Source organism: Rhizobium sp. G21 (genome assembly GCF_014158035.1).
GTDB lineage: Bacteria > Pseudomonadota > Alphaproteobacteria > Rhizobiales > Rhizobiaceae > Rhizobium_E.
The window spans coordinates 1,347,800-1,362,470 of sequence record NZ_JACFXW010000001.1 but is presented as its reverse complement, the minus strand read 5'-3'; the positions used below and the strand labels follow the sequence as shown (position 1 = coordinate 1,362,470).

16 protein-coding genes are annotated in these 14,671 nt (G+C 66.2%); 11 read left to right on the top strand and 5 right to left on the bottom strand.

The window, feature by feature from the left end:
- Positions 1-74: 74 nt before the first annotated feature.
- Entirely contained in the window at positions 75-404 is a 330-nt protein-coding gene (locus tag H2O14_RS07030) for a TIGR01244 family sulfur transferase (protein ID WP_182827078.1), read from the top strand.
- Here the strand turns inward: H2O14_RS07030 and H2O14_RS07025 are convergent.
- Positions 401-769 (bottom strand): hypothetical protein, encoded by a 369-nt coding sequence (locus H2O14_RS07025; RefSeq protein ID WP_246697315.1) that lies wholly within the window; start codon positions 767-769, stop codon positions 401-403. The two genes, H2O14_RS07030 and H2O14_RS07025, sit on opposite strands and share 4 nt — an antisense overlap.
- 166 nt (positions 770-935) lie before the next feature.
- Between H2O14_RS07025 and H2O14_RS28805 the strand changes: the two genes are divergently transcribed.
- From H2O14_RS28805 to H2O14_RS06985, 10 genes are all read left to right on the top strand, one after another.
- Positions 936-1,622 carry a DNA repair exonuclease gene (locus H2O14_RS28805; RefSeq protein ID WP_312858562.1) on the top strand — a complete coding sequence of 229 codons (687 nt, stop codon included), beginning with the start codon at positions 936-938 and terminating at the stop codon, positions 1,620-1,622.
- Positions 1,511-2,191, top strand: a complete 681-nt coding sequence (locus tag H2O14_RS28800) for a hypothetical protein (RefSeq protein WP_312858561.1) — start codon at positions 1,511-1,513, stop codon at positions 2,189-2,191. The genes H2O14_RS28805 and H2O14_RS28800 overlap by 112 nt, the downstream gene beginning before the upstream one ends.
- Entirely contained in the window at positions 2,191-5,649 is a 3,459-nt protein-coding gene (locus H2O14_RS07015; protein WP_182827077.1) for an AAA family ATPase, read from the top strand. Before H2O14_RS28800 ends, H2O14_RS07015 begins: the two co-directional genes overlap by 1 nt.
- Positions 5,650-6,004: 355 nt before the next feature.
- Complete coding sequence (locus tag H2O14_RS28415) at positions 6,005-6,130, top strand: hypothetical protein (RefSeq protein WP_281409979.1); 126 nt, start codon at positions 6,005-6,007, stop codon at positions 6,128-6,130.
- Positions 6,127-6,873 carry a metal ABC transporter ATP-binding protein gene (locus tag H2O14_RS07010; protein ID WP_182827076.1) on the top strand — a complete coding sequence of 249 codons (747 nt, stop codon included), beginning with the start codon at positions 6,127-6,129 and terminating at the stop codon, positions 6,871-6,873. Before H2O14_RS28415 ends, H2O14_RS07010 begins: the two co-directional genes overlap by 4 nt.
- A complete protein-coding gene (locus H2O14_RS07005) occupies positions 6,870-7,742 on the top strand; it encodes a metal ABC transporter permease (RefSeq protein ID WP_182827075.1) in 873 nt (290 codons plus the stop codon). The genes H2O14_RS07010 and H2O14_RS07005 overlap by 4 nt, the downstream gene beginning before the upstream one ends.
- A gap of 41 nt (positions 7,743-7,783) precedes the next feature.
- Positions 7,784-8,677 (top strand): metal ABC transporter substrate-binding protein, encoded by an 894-nt coding sequence (locus tag H2O14_RS07000; RefSeq protein ID WP_182827074.1) that lies wholly within the window; start codon positions 7,784-7,786, stop codon positions 8,675-8,677.
- A 109-nt stretch (positions 8,678-8,786) separates the two neighbouring features.
- The gene (locus H2O14_RS06995; protein ID WP_182827073.1) at positions 8,787-9,638 is read left to right on the top strand and encodes a hypothetical protein; all 852 of its coding nucleotides are present in this window, start codon (positions 8,787-8,789) and stop codon (positions 9,636-9,638) included.
- 109 nt (positions 9,639-9,747) lie between these two features.
- On the top strand, positions 9,748-10,143 hold the full coding sequence (locus tag H2O14_RS06990; protein ID WP_182827072.1) for a DCC1-like thiol-disulfide oxidoreductase family protein: 396 nt from the start codon (positions 9,748-9,750) through the stop codon (positions 10,141-10,143).
- Complete coding sequence (locus H2O14_RS06985) at positions 10,143-10,757, top strand: DUF4166 domain-containing protein (RefSeq protein ID WP_182827071.1); 615 nt, start codon at positions 10,143-10,145, stop codon at positions 10,755-10,757. The genes H2O14_RS06990 and H2O14_RS06985 overlap by 1 nt, the downstream gene beginning before the upstream one ends.
- A gap of 6 nt (positions 10,758-10,763) precedes the next feature.
- Here H2O14_RS06985 and H2O14_RS06980 read toward each other — a convergent pair whose 3' ends face one another.
- From H2O14_RS06980 to phnE, 4 genes are all read right to left on the bottom strand, one after another.
- Entirely contained in the window at positions 10,764-11,045 is a 282-nt protein-coding gene (locus H2O14_RS06980) for a helix-turn-helix domain-containing protein (RefSeq protein ID WP_182827070.1), read from the bottom strand.
- 341 nt (positions 11,046-11,386) lie between these two features.
- Positions 11,387-11,956: a phosphonate metabolism protein/1,5-bisphosphokinase (PRPP-forming) PhnN gene (gene phnN / locus H2O14_RS06975; RefSeq protein WP_182827069.1), complete on the bottom strand. Its 570-nt coding sequence runs from the start codon at positions 11,954-11,956 to the stop codon at positions 11,387-11,389.
- Positions 11,956-13,095: an alpha-D-ribose 1-methylphosphonate 5-triphosphate diphosphatase gene (locus H2O14_RS06970; protein WP_182827068.1), complete on the bottom strand. Its 1,140-nt coding sequence runs from the start codon at positions 13,093-13,095 to the stop codon at positions 11,956-11,958. Before H2O14_RS06970 ends, phnN begins: the two co-directional genes overlap by 1 nt.
- Complete coding sequence (phnE, locus tag H2O14_RS06965) at positions 13,092-14,660, bottom strand: phosphonate ABC transporter, permease protein PhnE (RefSeq protein WP_182827067.1); 1,569 nt, start codon at positions 14,658-14,660, stop codon at positions 13,092-13,094. Before phnE ends, H2O14_RS06970 begins: the two co-directional genes overlap by 4 nt.
- Positions 14,661-14,671 lie beyond the last annotated feature (11 nt).

Here is a 14,671-nt window from a genome sequence, read left to right as displayed (position 1 = left end):
GATATGGATACATATATACGAATAATCGTAGCTATGGCGTGGCGAAATTTCACCGCCCTGTCCCGGAGAAAAGCATGTCCATTCGCGTGATCGACGAGCATTACCATGTCACGGGCCAGCTCATGCCCGTTCAGATGTCCGAGCTGGCGCGGCTCGGCTACAGGACGGTGATCTGCCTGCGCCCGGATGACGAGGCCCCCGGCCAGCCCGCTTTCGCCGATCTCGCCGCTGCGGCCCGCGCCGCCGGCGTCGAGCTTCACCATATTCCGGTCATTCCGGGCCGCATGACGCCGGAGCAGGGCGATGCGCTGAAGTCTATCCTGCAGACGGTGGAGGGCGCGGCGCTCGCCTTCTGCGCCTCGGGCGGGCGCTGCGCCGCCGCCTATCAGGCGATCGGCGGTTAATAAGCGATCTGCCCGATCATACCTGCTTGTCGAGCCACGCCGTAAGCGCCGAAATCACCGAAAGCCGCAAGCCGTAGCCCATCGCCAGCGCGCGGCTGAGCGCGCTTTTCGCGCGGCCCGAAGCCCATCTCTGCCATGGCCTGTTCCGGGCGCATCCGCCTCTGCTTGAGCGCCGCCTCGATGCGCGCGATGCCGCTTTGAGTCAGGTAGCGCCCATCGGCGATCGGCTCGGGCAGCGGGGCGATGTCGCCTGCGATTGCCGTGAGAAAGGCCTGCCGCGCCTCATCCGGCGCCTTGTTCCAGGCCTTCAACAGCTTGGCGAGGCGCTCTTCGGCGCTTTTTTCCGGCTTGTCGCCTCTGTCCATGATCCTGACCCCGCAGCATGCGTCGTCCCAGGCTCTATCTGATCCGCATGAGCCGCGAAACTGCCGCTGCGGCTTTTCCCCGACGCCCTGTCTCCGCCCGAAGGTTGCATTTTTGTTCTCCTCGGTCCATATGATCTAGCGCCTCACACAGACAACGGATGCCCGCTTGCCCTTCCGCTTCGTCCACACCGCCGACATTCATCTCGATTCCCCGCTGCGCTCGCTGGCGCTCAAGAACGAGGAGCTCGCAGACGTGATCGGCGCCGCGAGCCGCGCCGCGCTCACCCGCATCGTCGATCTCTGCCTCACGGAGCAGGTCGATGCGCTGCTGATCGCCGGCGATCTCTATGACGGCGACCAGACCTCGATGAAGACGGCGCTGTTTCTCGCCCGCGAACTCGGCCGCCTGCACGAGGCGGGCATCCCCACTTACATCATCCGCGGCAATCACGATGCGCTGTCGAAGATCACCCGCGAATTGGTGCTGCCCGACAGCGTCAAGCTGTTCGGCGGCCGCGCCGAGGCCGTGTCGCTCGCCCGCGCCTCCGGCCCCGACATCGTCATCCACGGGTTGAGCTTTCGCGAACCGCGTGCGCCCGATTGCCTGCTGCCCAGCTACAAGCCGCCGGTGGAGGGCGCCGTCAATATCGGCCTGATGCATACGAGCCTCGGCGGCTCCCTGAGCCATGACCCCTACGCCCCCGTCAGCCTGCCGGAACTGCAGGCGTCGGGCTTCCGCTATTGGGCGCTCGGCCATATCCACCAGCGCGCCGCATATGCGGGCACCGCCACCGTGGTCATGCCCGGCATCCCCCAGGCCGCGACATCAACGAGGCCGGCGCGAAATCCGTAAGCCTCGTCACCGTCTCCGACAACGGAGAGATCACCGTTCAGGAGCGCAGCGTCGCCAGCGCCCGCTTCGACCGCGTCGAGGTCGATCTCGCCGACGTTTTCGACTGGTCAGACGCCGTCGCCCGCATTGCGCGTTCGCTGGAAGCCCAGACGCCGGGCGATCATCACGGGGTCGTCAGGCTGAAACTGACGGGTTCTACGCCGCTCGCCTGGCGCCTGCGCCGCGAACTCGATCTCGTCAAGGCCGAGGCGGAGCTGACCGCCGGCCGGCTCGGCCGCCTGTTCGTCGAACAGGTCGAAAGCGCCTGCCGCCCGTTGGAGACCAAGACCGAGACCTCGGGCGACCCTGTCGCCGAACTCGCCGGCCTGATCGAGGCCGACGTGCTCGCAGGCCCCGCCTTCCGCGATCTCGCCATGGACGCCGCCAACGAGCTGATCAAGGGCCTGCCGCCGGAACTGCGCGGGTTGTTCGGCCAGGACGAGGCGGAATTCGCCCAAAGGCTCGACGCGCTCGCCCGCGACGGCGTCGACACCGTGCTGGCGCGGCTGCGCGAGGCAGGAGAGGCCTGATGCGCATCCGCACCCTCGATCTCATCCGCTACGGCAAATTCACCGACCGCAGCCTCGATTTCGGCGACAGGCCCGACAATGGTCCGGATTTCCACATCGTCCATGGCCCCAACGAGGCCGGCAAGTCGACGCTGTTCTCCGCCTGGCTCGATTTCCTTTACGGCATCGACCCGCGCTCGCCTTACGCTTTCCTGCATGACTACAAGTCCATGCGCATCGCGGCGCGGCTGGACACGGCAGCCGGCCCGCGCCTGTTGACCCGCATCAAGAAACCGCAAGCCAGCCTGCTTGATGAAGCCGACCAGCCGGTCGGCGATCACCTGTTGCTCGGCGATCTCGGCGGGCTGGATCGCGACGCCTATCGCACCATGTTCTCGCTCGACGAGACGACGCTGGAAGAGGGCGGCCGCGCCATCCTCGACAGCAAGGGCGATCTCGGACAATTGCTGTTTTCGGCCAGCGCCGGCCTGTCGGAACTCGCCCAACGGCTCGAGGCGATCCGCACGGAGACCGACGGCTTCCACAAACCCCGCGCCTCCAAGACCGAACTCGCCGAACTCAAGCGGCGGCTGGAGGAGTTGAAGGCCGAACGCGACCGCATCGACATCGCCGCCACGGAACATAGCCGTCTGTCTGCCGAGCGCGACCGCGCCCGCTCGGCCTATGAGACCGCCAATCGCGACCGCGCCGCGCTCCGGGTCAGGCTCGACCGCGCTGAGAAGCGGCTGAGCGCGCTGCCGCAGGCGGCCCGCCTCGCCGCGCTGCGCATGGAGCGCGCCGCACTCTCCCTGCCGCCCGCGCCGCCCGAAGGCTGGGACCGCGATGTCGCCGCGCTTCGCCGCCGCGCGCTCGAAGCTGAGACCGCGCTTGCCCGCCTGATCCGCGAGCAGCAGGCGCTTGCGGGCGGCGAGGAAGAGCAGCCCGTCGATCCCATCCTGAATGCCGAAAGCCGTTTCGAGGGCCTGGCCGATCTCGCCGCCCGCGCCCGCGCCGAAGCGCAGGATCTGCCGCGCCGCGAAGGCGAATTGCGCGAGGCCGACCGCCGCGTCGCCGACAGTCTTGTCCGTCTCGGCCGTGCCGATGAAGAGGACCCGGCGCGGCTGCTTCTGCCTGCTATCAGGCTTGGCGCCATAAAGCCGCTGATCAAGGCGCATGCGCCGCTTACTGAGCGCCGTGCTGCCGCCATCCGCGAAGCCCGCGCCGCCGCCGAGGCCTTGGACGCCGCCCAGGAGGCCATCGACCGCGAGGCCGGGGCAGGGGCGGACGCCGCCGCGCTCGCCTGGCTCTCCGATTGCCTGGCCGAAAGCCGGGGCGTCGATCTCAGCGGCCGCATCCAGCGGCTGGAGCGCGATGTCGAGGCCGCCAAACTCCAGTTCGATCGCCGGCTCGCCGCACTCCGCCCCTGGCGCGGCCGCCGCGACGATCTCGTCGATCTCCGCCTGCCGCCGGTCCGCGAACTCGCCGACTGGCGCAAGCGCCTCGAAGAGGCGGACAAGATGCTGTCCGGCCTCGAGGCCGATCTCCGCCGTCTCCTGCCGGAATGCGCCGGTCTGCTCGCCGAACGCGCGGCGCTCGCCGATCAGCAGGGCGTCGTCTCCGACGCCGTGCTCACCGACGCCCGCGCCGCCCGCGAGGCCGCCTGGTCGGTCCATCGCGCCAGCCTCTCCACTGAGACCGCCGAGGCTTTTCGCGCCGCGCTCGACACGGATGACGCCTATCGCGCCCGCCGCATGACCCAGGCCGCCGAAGCCGCCCGTTTGGCCGGTCTCGACCAGTCGCTCGCCCGTCTGGACGCCCAGACCGAAGCGCTGTCGCGCCAGCGCGACGAAGCCTCCACCGCGCTCGCCGCGCTCCGCGACGCCTTCGCCGCCTATGTCGATGAGATCGCTCCGGGCGTCGAGCCCGAAATCGCCCGCCTCGAAGCCTGGCGACAGGACGCCGACACCGCGCTCGAAGCGCTCACCGCCCTCGACGACGCCGAGCGCGCCCGCGACGAAGCGGTCGCCGCCTTTGAAGCCGCCCGCGAGCGGCTGGCCCAGGCGCTCGCCGCCTGCGGTCTGCGCGTCGACGCCTCCGCCCAACTCGATGCGTTGACCTTCACCGGCCGCCGCTTTCTCGACACAGAAACCCGCCGCGCCGCGCTGACCGACGCCTACGCCGCCCGCAAGGCCGATCTCCTCCGTCGCCGTAAAGCCGAAGCCGAAGCCAAGGCTGAACTCGCCGCATGGGGCGCCGCCTGGCGCGAAGCGCTGGCCGGCTCCTGGCTGATGGAAGCGGGTGAGGGGCATGAGCCCCCGACGCCTTCGGTCGCCGGTGAACTGATCGACCAGCTGCAGGCGCTCGACAGCGCGCTGTCCTCCCGCGCCGTCACAGCCGATCGCATCGACAAGATGAACCGCGACATCGATCTGTTCAGCGACGCCATGCGCAGTCTCGCCAATGATTACAGTTTCGACGACACGCTCGCGCCTTTGCAGATCCATCGCGATGTGGAGCGCCGCCTGCGCGACTCCCGCGAGGATGCCGCCCGTCGCCGCGATACTGAAGCCCGTCTGGTCAAGCTCACCGAGGAACGCGCCGAAATCGAGGCGGCGCGCGATGCGCTCGCAGCCGAAACCGCCCGTCTCGCCGAGCATTTCGGCGTGGAGGGTCTCGATGGCGTCGAAGCGGCGTTGGTGCTCATCCGGCGCGGCGCGGAGCTCGACCGCGCCATCGCCGATCTTGCCGCCGATCTCCGCGACAGTCTCGCAGCCCCCGATATCGCCGCGGCAGAACAGGAACTGACAGGCCTCGACCGCGACGCGCTGCTCGCCGAGATCGAAGAAACCAGACCCGCCGCCGAAGCGCTCGATCTCGAAACCCAGCGCCTCTACGCCGCCGCCAGCGCCGCCGAAGCCAAGCTCAAGGAAATCGATGGCGACGACCGCGTCGCCCGGCTGGTCTCCGCCCGCCGCACGGTGCTGCTCGACATCGAGGAAGGCGCGCGCCGCACGCTCGAACTCCGGCTCGGCGCGCTCGCCGCCGAACAGGCGCTGAGGCTCTATCGCGACCGCCACCGCTCCTCGATGATGGCCCGCGCCTCCGACGCCTTCGCCCAACTCACCCGCGGCGCCTATCGCGGCCTCGCCGCCCAGCGCGACGGCCAGCAGGAAACGCTGATCGCGCTCTCCGCCGACGGCGGCTCCAAACAGGCGGGCGATCTCTCCAAGGGCGCGCAATACCAACTCTATCTGGCGCTGCGCATCGCCGGCTACGGCGAATACGCCGCCGCCCGCCCGCCCGCGCCCTTCATCGCCGACGACATCATGGAAAGCTTCGACGACATGCGCGCCGAAGAAGCGCTCACCCAACTCTCCGCCATGGCCCGCTCCGGCCAGGTCATCTACCTCACCCACCACCAGCATATCCGCGACATGGCCATGCAGGTATGCCCGGGGGTGAGGGTGCATGAATTGTGAGGGGGCCGGGGACGCTGCAAAGGCGTCCACGGGGAGTAGGGGCAGGGGTCTCTAACACAGTGGCCTTGGCCACCCCCTCTGTCCTGCCGGACATCTCCCCTCAAGGGGGAGATTGGACGGGGCTCCGGTTTCCCTGAGCTCGATGTTGATGGCTGGGCGATGTCGCGCCTCTTGCCAATCTCCCCCTTGAGGGGAGATGGTCGGCAGACCAGAGGGGGTAGCCCCACGCGCGGCCTCAAGTGTCTCGCCCACCCCCTCAAACGACCAGTCCTCCACACACTCCCCCTTGCCAACATTCGGCCACTATTGTATCGCCATATAATGTAATGTTATTACATTAACTTTCGGAAACCCGATGCGGCGCAGTTTTCCCTTTTCCCCCGGCCTTCTCGGCCAGTCTTCTCTCACGCGCGTCGCCTTCGCGCTGATGGTCATCGCCGCGCTCTGGGCGGCCGTGGTCTGGGCGGCGGCGCTGCCATGAGCGCGGCCATCCGCATGTCCAATCTCACGCTGGCCTATCGCCGGCATCCGGCGGTGCATCATGTCTCGGGCGAGTTCGCATCAGGCAGTCTCACCGCCATCGCCGGTCCGAATGGCGCGGGGAAATCGACGCTGCTCAAGGCGCTGATGGGCGAGATAAGGCCGGTCGAGGGGCGCATCGAGCATCGACTGTCGAAGCATGATTTCGGCTATCTGCCGCAAGCCGCCGAGATCGACCGGCGCTTTCCGATTTCGGTGATCGAGACGGTGATGCTCGGCGCCTGGGGCCGGGCCGGGGCCTTCGGGCGCATGACGCGCGCCGATCTCGTCAAGGCCGAGGAAGCGCTCGCCGCCGTCGGGTTGACGGGCTTCGAGCGTCGCCCGATCGGCCAGCTCTCGGCGGGGCAGTTCCAGCGGGCGTTGTTCGCCCGCCTGCTGCTTCAGGATGCGCCGGTGATCCTGCTCGATGAGCCTTTCACCGCCATCGACGCCCGCACCACCGCCGACCTCCTGACGCTGGTGGCCGGCTGGCATGGCGAGGGCCGCACAGTGGTGGCGGTGCTGCATGACGTCGAGCAGATCCGCACGCATTTTCCCCAAACGTTGCTGATCGCTCGCGAACAGGTCGCCTGGGGTCCCACCGCTGCGGCGCTGTCGCCGGACAATCTCCTGAAAGCCCGGGCCATGTCGGAAAGCTGGGACGAGACGGCGGGCGTCTGTCTCCGCCCGGAGGCGGCGGCATGACGGCTTACGATCTCCTCATTGCGCCGTTCGCCGATTTCGGCTTCATGCGCCGGGCGCTGGTCGCTTCGCTGTGCCTCGCGGTCGGCTCCGGCCCCATCGGCGTCTTCCTGATCCTTCGGCGCACGAGCCTGATGGGCGACGCCATGAGCCATGCCGTGCTGCCGGGCGCGGCGATCGGTTATCTCGCGGCGGGAACGCTGTCGGTCTCGGCCATGAGCCTCGGCGGCCTTGTCGCGGGTCTTTCGGTGGCGCTGCTTGCGGGTCTCGTCAGCCGGGGCAAGACGCTCCCCGAAGATGCGAGTTTCGCGAGCTTCTATCTGGCGTCCTTAGCGCTCGGCGTGCTGATTGTCTCGCTCAAGGGCTCCAACATCGATCTCCTGCATGTGCTGTTCGGCACGATCCTCGCCATCGACGCCGAAGCCTTGACGCAGATCGCGGCCATCGCCTCCTTCACCCTTCTGGCGCTCGCCGTCATCTACCGGCCGCTGGTGGCGGAATGTTTCGATCCCGGCTTCCTGCGCGCTGTCGGCGGGCGCGGCCCCATCCATCACGCGCTGTTCCTGTTTCTCGTCGCGCTCAATCTGGTCGCCAGTTTCCAGGCTTTGGGCACGCTGATGGCGGTGGGACTGATGATGCTGCCGGCGGCCATCGCCCGGCTCTGGACCGACCGCCTGCCGGCGATGCTGCTGATCTCGGCGGTGTCGGCGGCGGCGGCCAGCTATCTCGGCCTCATCGCCTCCTATCATCTCGAACTCGCCTCCGGCCCGACCATCATCATGGCGGCGGCGCTGTTCTTCGTCATTTCCTTGGCCGTCGCGCCCTCGGGCTGGCTGCCGAAACTCTTTCCCCGTCCGCATCTCGAGGGCTGACGCCCGGCGTCACGCCCGATCATCCCGAAAGGAAGCCTGCCATGAAGAAAACCCTGCTCTACGCCTCGGCCCTGCCTGTGATCCTCGCTTTCGCCGCCCCGGCCTTTGCCGATGAGATTCCTGTCGTCGCCTCCTTCACCGTGCTCGCCGATATCGCCAAACAGGTCGGCGGCGACCATGTCACGGTCAAAAGCCTCGTCGGCCCCAATGGCGATCCGCATGAATTCGAACCGTCGCCCGCCGACGCCAAGGCGCTGAAATCGGCCGAGGTGGTGTTCGTCTCGGGCGAGGGCCTCGAAGGCTGGATGGACAGGCTGATCGCCGCCTCGGGCTATCAGGGCAAGCCGGTTACCGTCTCCCAAGGCGTCAAGACGCGCAAGATGGAGGAAGACGGCCAGACCGTCACCGATCCGCATGTCTGGAACAGCCCGGTCAACGTCAAAGTCTGGGTGAAGAATATCGAGGCGGCGCTGATCAAGGTCGATCCTGCCGACGCCGAGGCCTACAAGGCCAATGCCCGCGCCTATCTCGACAAGCTCGACGCCATGGACGCCTACGCCCATTCCCGCATCGATCCGATCCCGGAAGGCGCGCGCAAAGTGCTGACCAGCCATGACGCCTTCGGCTATTTCGGCCGCGAATACAAGGTGCGCTTCCTCGCCCCGATCGGCGTCTCGACCGAGACCGAAGCCTCGGCCGGCGATGTCGCCCGGCTGATCAACCAGATTAAGGCCGAGCATGTGAAGACCTATTTCTTCGAAAATTCCAACGATCCGCGCCTGGTCAAGCAGATCGCCAAGGCGACCGGCGCCAGCGCCGGCGGCGAACTCTATGTGGAATCGCTGTCGGACAAGGACGGCGCCGCGCCGACCTATGAGGCGATGTTCCGCTACAATGTCGACCTCCTCGCCACCGCCATGGGCAAGAACAGCTGATCAAAGCCGACGCGGGCCCGGTGCCCGCGTCACCCGCTCCGCGAAAGCTTTCCCGCGCCTTATGAGGTTTTGATGATTCGGCGCGTCGCCCGAAATCACGAGGCATCACATGAGCTGGAACGGCCGCAAACTCTATTACGCCTATCTGCATCCCAACAAATATACGAGCTATGAAGGCGATCTCGACAAGAATTCTCTGTATAGCGGCGACGTCACCGTGGGAGACGACGTCGAAATCGGCAAGAGCGCGACGCTTTTCCAGATCGATCTCTACGAGAAGGGATTCTTCATCGATTTCAAGGCCGAAGCCGTCTGGTCCGAACAGGTGTTCAACGGCCCGATGTTCGCCGACAAATATGGCGCGCTCGAGCGCATCGCCGGCTTCACGCTCAACACCAATATCCACGGATTGAACGAAGAAGACATCCGGCTCACCCATGCCTATGGCGCGAGCAAGCAGACGACGGGCGAGGATGCGCTCTACATCGATCTCGGCGGGCTCGCGACCAGCCGCCACAGCTACATCTTCATCACCTTCAAGATCCAGCTCAACACCACCTTCGACAGGGTGCTGAACGACAGGGACAACACCGTCTCCGGCACCGCGCTCGGCGACCGCATGAACGGCAGGGCTGGCCGCGACGTCCTCAACGGCTCCGGCAGCGACGACGTGCTCGTCGGCGGCAAGGGCGACGACCGGCTGACCGGCGGGGCGGGCGACGACACCTTCGTGTTCGATCGGTTCAGTTCGGACACGGTCACGGATTTCAGCGACGGAAAGGGAGGGCACGATCTTCTCGACGTTTCGCGCATTGCCGCCATCCGCGACTACAGGGACCTTGTCGACCACCATATGACCCAGAAGGGCGACGCGGTGATCATCGATGTCGGCAATGGCGAGCACGCGACGCTGCTCGGCGTCACCATCCGGGAGATCGGCCGCGACGACGTCCTCTTTTGACGAACTTTTCGCAGTCCACGTTTCGCGTCTTGGAACCTGCGCCACTTTGACCTTTTGCGCCCGTCCTGCCCGTCTGTTACCGGTGACGGAGGGAATAGGGGAGTGCGTCATGCAAGGCGATGTCTGGTTCGTCTATGACGGCGAATGTCCGCTCTGCCGGGTGGCGGCGCAGGCGTTGCGCATCCGTCAGTCGGTCGGACATCTGCATCTCGTCGACGCCCGCGTGGAGCGCGACCACCCGCTGATGGCGAGGATCAATCAAGCGGGGCTCGATCTCGACGAGGGCATGGTGCTCGCCTATGGCGATCGTCTCTATCACGGCGCGGAGGCGCTGACGCTGATGGGGCTGATCGGCTCCGAACACGGCTGGTTCAACCGTATGAACGCCTTGCTGTTCCGCTCGCCGGCGCTGGCGCGTTTCACCTATCCCGCCATGCGCGGCGTCCGCAATCTTCTGATCCGCATGCTCGGCGCGGGCAAGATCGACAATCTCGGCGGTCGCTGATGGAAAGCCGGTCCCTGTTTGAAACGGTGTTCGGCCCGGACTGGGCGTCTCTGCCGCCCGTCCTGCGCAGGCGCTATGCGCCGCGCGCCGGCTCCCGCGATCTCGTGCTGCTCAAGGGCGCGCTGACCATCACCATGGCGCCCTGGCTGGAAAAGCTTTCGCCGCTCATCAAACTCTCGCGCACGCTCGCGCCGTTCACAGGGGAGAACATTCCCGTCGTCATCCGCTTCAGCGGGGAGGCGGGTGCCGAGGCCTGCGATTTCGATCGCTCCTTCCTGCGGCCCGATGGCCGCACGCACCGCTTCCGCTCGCGGCTCACGTCCTATTTCAGCGACGAGATGGTGGAATATATGCCGGCCGGCTTCGCCTGGCGCGCCAGCTACCGCTGGGACGGCGCCCGCATCGCCATAACCCATCGCGGCTATCTCCTGCCGCTGTTCGGCCGCTTGCTTCCCCTGCCGTTCGACCATCTGTTCGGTCGGGTCGAGGCCGAGGAGGAGGCGATCGACGAGGATCGGTTTCGGATGAAGATGCGTGTGCTGCATCCCTGGTTCGGGGAGATCTACAGTTATCGCGGCGAGTTTACGGTGGCGCGGGTGGAGCGTGTGGAGTGACAGGGCTCACGCCGCTTCGGTCACGGTGATGTCGATCTTCAATCCGGTTGCGACGGCCATGTTGACGAGCGTATCGAGCGCGAACAGCGAGATCTTGCCGCGCAACAGATCCGAGACACGGGGCTGTGTGACGCCCAGCCGTCCTGCCGCCTCGGATTGCGTCCAGCCTTTGGCGTGGATATGCGTCTCAAGCGCCATCATCAGCTTTGCCCGCAGCTTCATATTTTCGGCTTCGGACGGGCTGTCCTCAATCGCGTCCCAAATATTGGTGAATGCCTGCAGGGTCATGGCCTGATCTCCTTTACGAGGTCGCCGTAGCCAACCCGATCTGCCGACGCGGAACTCAAGGTGAATAGGGATGCAAACACCCTGAGTTCGCGCCTTCAGTTGGAAAAGCAGTATCAGTCGTAGACGTTCAAACGCGGATGGCAGGAGCGAACCCTGCCGTCTAGCGCCGAGCGCCTTTACCGCTTCGCGACCGTGTCAAAGCCCTGCTTCTTGATAAGCCTCGGCGGGCGATGGATCCTGACGCTTGCGGACCACGTTTATATTGGAAAGATGGCCCTACCGACCATCGCTGTCAATCATCGGGTCTTCAGAGAGCTGTAGCTGAAGAGCAGCTCCTCAGCTCACCCCCTCAGAAACGCCGCCAGCCGCTCCCCGGCCTCTTCCACCGCGCCGTCATTGGAAATCACCAGGTCGTAATCCTCCGGCCGGTCCTCCACCTGCCGCGCCAGCCGGGCCTTGATCTCCTCGAGGCTTTCGCGACCCCGCGCCGCCAGACGGCGGGCCAGAACCTCGGGCGCGGCCGTCACCAGCACGGTCTCGACATGGCCAAAGGCTGCGCGGAACAGCGGCAGCGCCCGGCGCGAACCGTTGACCAGCCGCACCGCGCCCGAGGCGAGGTCCTGGCGCAGCTCCGCCGGCACGCCATAGCACAGGCCATGCGCTCCCCAATCGACGCAGAAGGCGCCTTCGGCTTTCAAGCGGACGAAATCGTCGAGGCCGCAGGCGGAATGGGCTTCGCCGCCGGCCTCCTCTGGCCGGGTGATCACCCGCTGCACCACGCCGAAATCGGGCCGGTCGGCGAGCGCCCGGCGGGCGTAATCGATCAGCGTGTCCTTGCCGGCCCCCGAGGGACCGACGATCACCACCAGCCGGCCCCGCGTCGACAGCGCGGGCTTGATCGCCAGATCCATCACGCCACCCGTCGTCCCTGCCGCCAGACCGAGCGCACCACCGGCACGCCATGGTCGCGGCGGATGCGCACGAGATCGGCGCGCAGGCCCGAGGCGATGCGGCCGCGATCGTCGAGGCCGACGGTCTTGGCAGGCGTCGCCGTCACCATGCGGATCGCCTGCGGCAGATCGATGCCGTTCTCCTCATCGGCCAGCACGAAGGGCGCGTGGATCAGGCTGAGCGGCACATAGTCGGAGGAGAGCACGTCGAGCACGCCGTGACCTGCGAGATCGCGGGCGGCGATATTGCCGGAATGCGATTTGCCGCGCACGATGTTCGGCGCGCCCATCAGCACGCTCATGCCGGCTTCATGCGAGGCCTTGGCGGCGTCGAGGCTGGTCGGAAATTCCGCCAGCTTGACGCCGAAGCCCTTGGCTTCCTCGACATGGTCGAGCGTCGCGTCGTCATGCGAGGCCACCGTGACGCCGCGCTGATGGCAATGGTCGACGATCGCCCGGCGATGCTTGTCGGCATAAAGCGCGGAGGCTTCCTGACGGCGCGCCACGAACTGGGCGAAGGCTTCGTCGGAAAGGCCGCGCTTGGTCTTGTAGTAGAGCGTGTACTGATCCATGGTCTGGAACTGCCGCTGCCCCGGCGCATGGTCCATCAGCGAGGCCAGCCGGACTTCATTGACGTCGGTGAAATTGTCGAAATGGTCGAGCACGTCGGCGGCCGAGACTTCGCAGCGCAGATGGATGAGGTGGTCGGCGCGCAGCCGGCCCTCTTCCTGGGCGCGCTTCAGGGCATCGGCCATTTCGCGCATCTCGCCGGGGGCAAAACCGCCATCCTCGTCCGAGCCCATGCGCAGGCAATCGAACACTGTGGTGATGCCGGACGAGGCGACCTGCGCGTCATGCGCCTGGATGGCCGAGACCATCTGCCAGCGCACGCCGGGCCGCGGCGAATAATGGCTTTCGAGATGGTCGGTATGCAGCTCCACCAGCCCGGGGATCAGGAAGTCGCCCTCGAAATCCTCGCCTGTCGTCGTCGGCCCGGTGTCGATGTCGGTGATCACGCCGTTGCGTGCGACGAGCGAACCGGTGACGATCTCGTCTTCGAGGACGATGCGGGCGTTGCGGAGGATGAGCTCTTCGGTCATGCGGAGACTGCTTTCTTTGGAGAGGCGGGCGCGCCGGGACGCGGCAGGATGATGGTCGAACTGGTCGACCCGATCAAGCGCGAGCGTAGCGTGTTGGATATGTGGTCGAAGACAAAGACGACAATAAGGATGAGAATGACCATATAGGCGACATTTTCCCAGTCGCTGTTGGTGCGCATGGCCTCCCACAATTTCAGCCCGATGCCGCCGGCGCCGACCGCGCCGAGAATGGTGGCCGAGCGCGTGTTGGATTCCCAGAAATACAGCGCCTGGCTGAGAAACACCGGCATCACCTGCGGCAGCACGCCGAAGCGGTTGACGGCCATCGGCGAGGCGCCCACCGAGCGCACGCCTTCCGGCTGCTTCTGGTCGACATTTTCCAGCGCCTCGGCATAGAGCTTGCCGAGCGTGCCGGTGTCGGTGAAGAAGATCGCCGACATGCCGGCCAGCGGCCCGGGACCGAAGGCGCGGGTGAAGAACAGCGCCCAGATCAGCATGTCGACAGAACGCTGGAAGTCGAAGAAGCGCTTGATCAACTGGTTGGTCAGCCGGTTGCCGGTGATGTTGCGGGCGGCGAGGAAGGACAAGGGAAAGGCGATCAGCGTCGCCAGAACCGTGCCGACGAAAGCCATCACGATGGTTTGCATCAGTTTAACCCAGACGTCGAGATGCTGCCAGGATGGATTGTAGAGAATATCATTCATCGCCAGCGCGAGATTGCTGGTTCCCGGCTTCAGTTCCGGACCCGACGTGATCAGGCTGACGACCTCGGCGAAGCTGTGTCCGAAAAAGGCGGAATTGGTGTCGAAGAAGAAATTCGGCCAGCCGAAGAAGCGGTTGCGGATGCGCACCCGGTCATCCTCGATATCCGCCCAGCCTGATAGGCCCAGCGACACGGTGATCTTGCCGCCCGGCGACCGTTGTTCGGCCCAGGCGGGCAGGTGCTCGGTCAGCCGCGTCTCGCCGGACCCATCCAGAAGCACGGTCAGCGTTTCGGAGCCGCGTTTCACCAACACGCGGTCGGGCGTGGTTTCGATCGAGGTCGAGGCGGAGAAGAGGACGGTGACCTTGCTCGCCACTTGCTCGGTTTCGCCCGTGGCCGCCGCGACATCGGTCGCAGGCGCAGGTTCCGCCGCCTTCGGCGGCGCCATGAAGCTGATCGTCGATTTCTTCTGCGGCGCGATGGAGGCGTCGGACGCCGCTTGCGCTTCGGGGGCGGCCTTGGATTGACTGGCGAAGTCGGCGACCAGCCAGTCTGGGCGAGGATCGTTCATGCCAGCGGGGTCGGCGCGGTTGAACACCACGCGCAATTTGCCGTCCTTGCCGATCTCGATGTCGGGCCGGCTTTCATAGGATACCCAGTCGGCGAGATAGGCGCCGGCAATGCCCCAATTGGCGCCGGACAACACCGCGCCGATATGGAAGAACCAGGCGCAGAACACCAGATAGAACAGGAACAGGCCGGTGAAAACAGGGCCTCGGAACCGCTGCCAGGCGCTGCGCTGGAAGATTTCCGGGTGGCGGGCGACGATGGCGTCCATGTCGGGGCGGGCGATGCGGGTCATGGTCACTCTCC

What these genes read in the sequence shown, in the direction of transcription:
- H2O14_RS07030 (WP_182827078.1), top strand. Translation starts at nt 75, where the DNA reads ATGTCCATTCGCGTGATCGACGAGCATTACCATGTCACGGGCCAGCTC.
- H2O14_RS07025 (WP_246697315.1), bottom strand. Translation starts at nt 769, where the DNA reads ATGGACAGAGGCGACAAGCCGGAAAAAAGCGCCGAAGAGCGCCTCGCC.
- H2O14_RS07015 (WP_182827077.1), top strand. Translation starts at nt 2,191, where the DNA reads ATGCGCATCCGCACCCTCGATCTCATCCGCTACGGCAAATTCACCGAC.
- H2O14_RS28415 (WP_281409979.1), top strand. Translation starts at nt 6,005, where the DNA reads ATGCGGCGCAGTTTTCCCTTTTCCCCCGGCCTTCTCGGCCAGTCTTCT.
- H2O14_RS07010 (WP_182827076.1), top strand. Translation starts at nt 6,127, where the DNA reads ATGAGCGCGGCCATCCGCATGTCCAATCTCACGCTGGCCTATCGCCGG.
- H2O14_RS07005 (WP_182827075.1), top strand. Translation starts at nt 6,870, where the DNA reads ATGACGGCTTACGATCTCCTCATTGCGCCGTTCGCCGATTTCGGCTTC.
- H2O14_RS07000 (WP_182827074.1), top strand. Translation starts at nt 7,784, where the DNA reads ATGAAGAAAACCCTGCTCTACGCCTCGGCCCTGCCTGTGATCCTCGCT.
- H2O14_RS06995 (WP_182827073.1), top strand. Translation starts at nt 8,787, where the DNA reads ATGAGCTGGAACGGCCGCAAACTCTATTACGCCTATCTGCATCCCAAC.
- H2O14_RS06990 (WP_182827072.1), top strand. Translation starts at nt 9,748, where the DNA reads ATGCAAGGCGATGTCTGGTTCGTCTATGACGGCGAATGTCCGCTCTGC.
- H2O14_RS06985 (WP_182827071.1), top strand. Translation starts at nt 10,143, where the DNA reads ATGGAAAGCCGGTCCCTGTTTGAAACGGTGTTCGGCCCGGACTGGGCG.
- H2O14_RS06980 (WP_182827070.1), bottom strand. Translation starts at nt 11,045, where the DNA reads ATGACCCTGCAGGCATTCACCAATATTTGGGACGCGATTGAGGACAGC.
- phnN (WP_182827069.1), bottom strand. Translation starts at nt 11,956, where the DNA reads ATGGATCTGGCGATCAAGCCCGCGCTGTCGACGCGGGGCCGGCTGGTG.
- H2O14_RS06970 (WP_182827068.1), bottom strand. Translation starts at nt 13,095, where the DNA reads ATGACCGAAGAGCTCATCCTCCGCAACGCCCGCATCGTCCTCGAAGAC.
- phnE (WP_182827067.1), bottom strand. Translation starts at nt 14,660, where the DNA reads ATGACCCGCATCGCCCGCCCCGACATGGACGCCATCGTCGCCCGCCAC.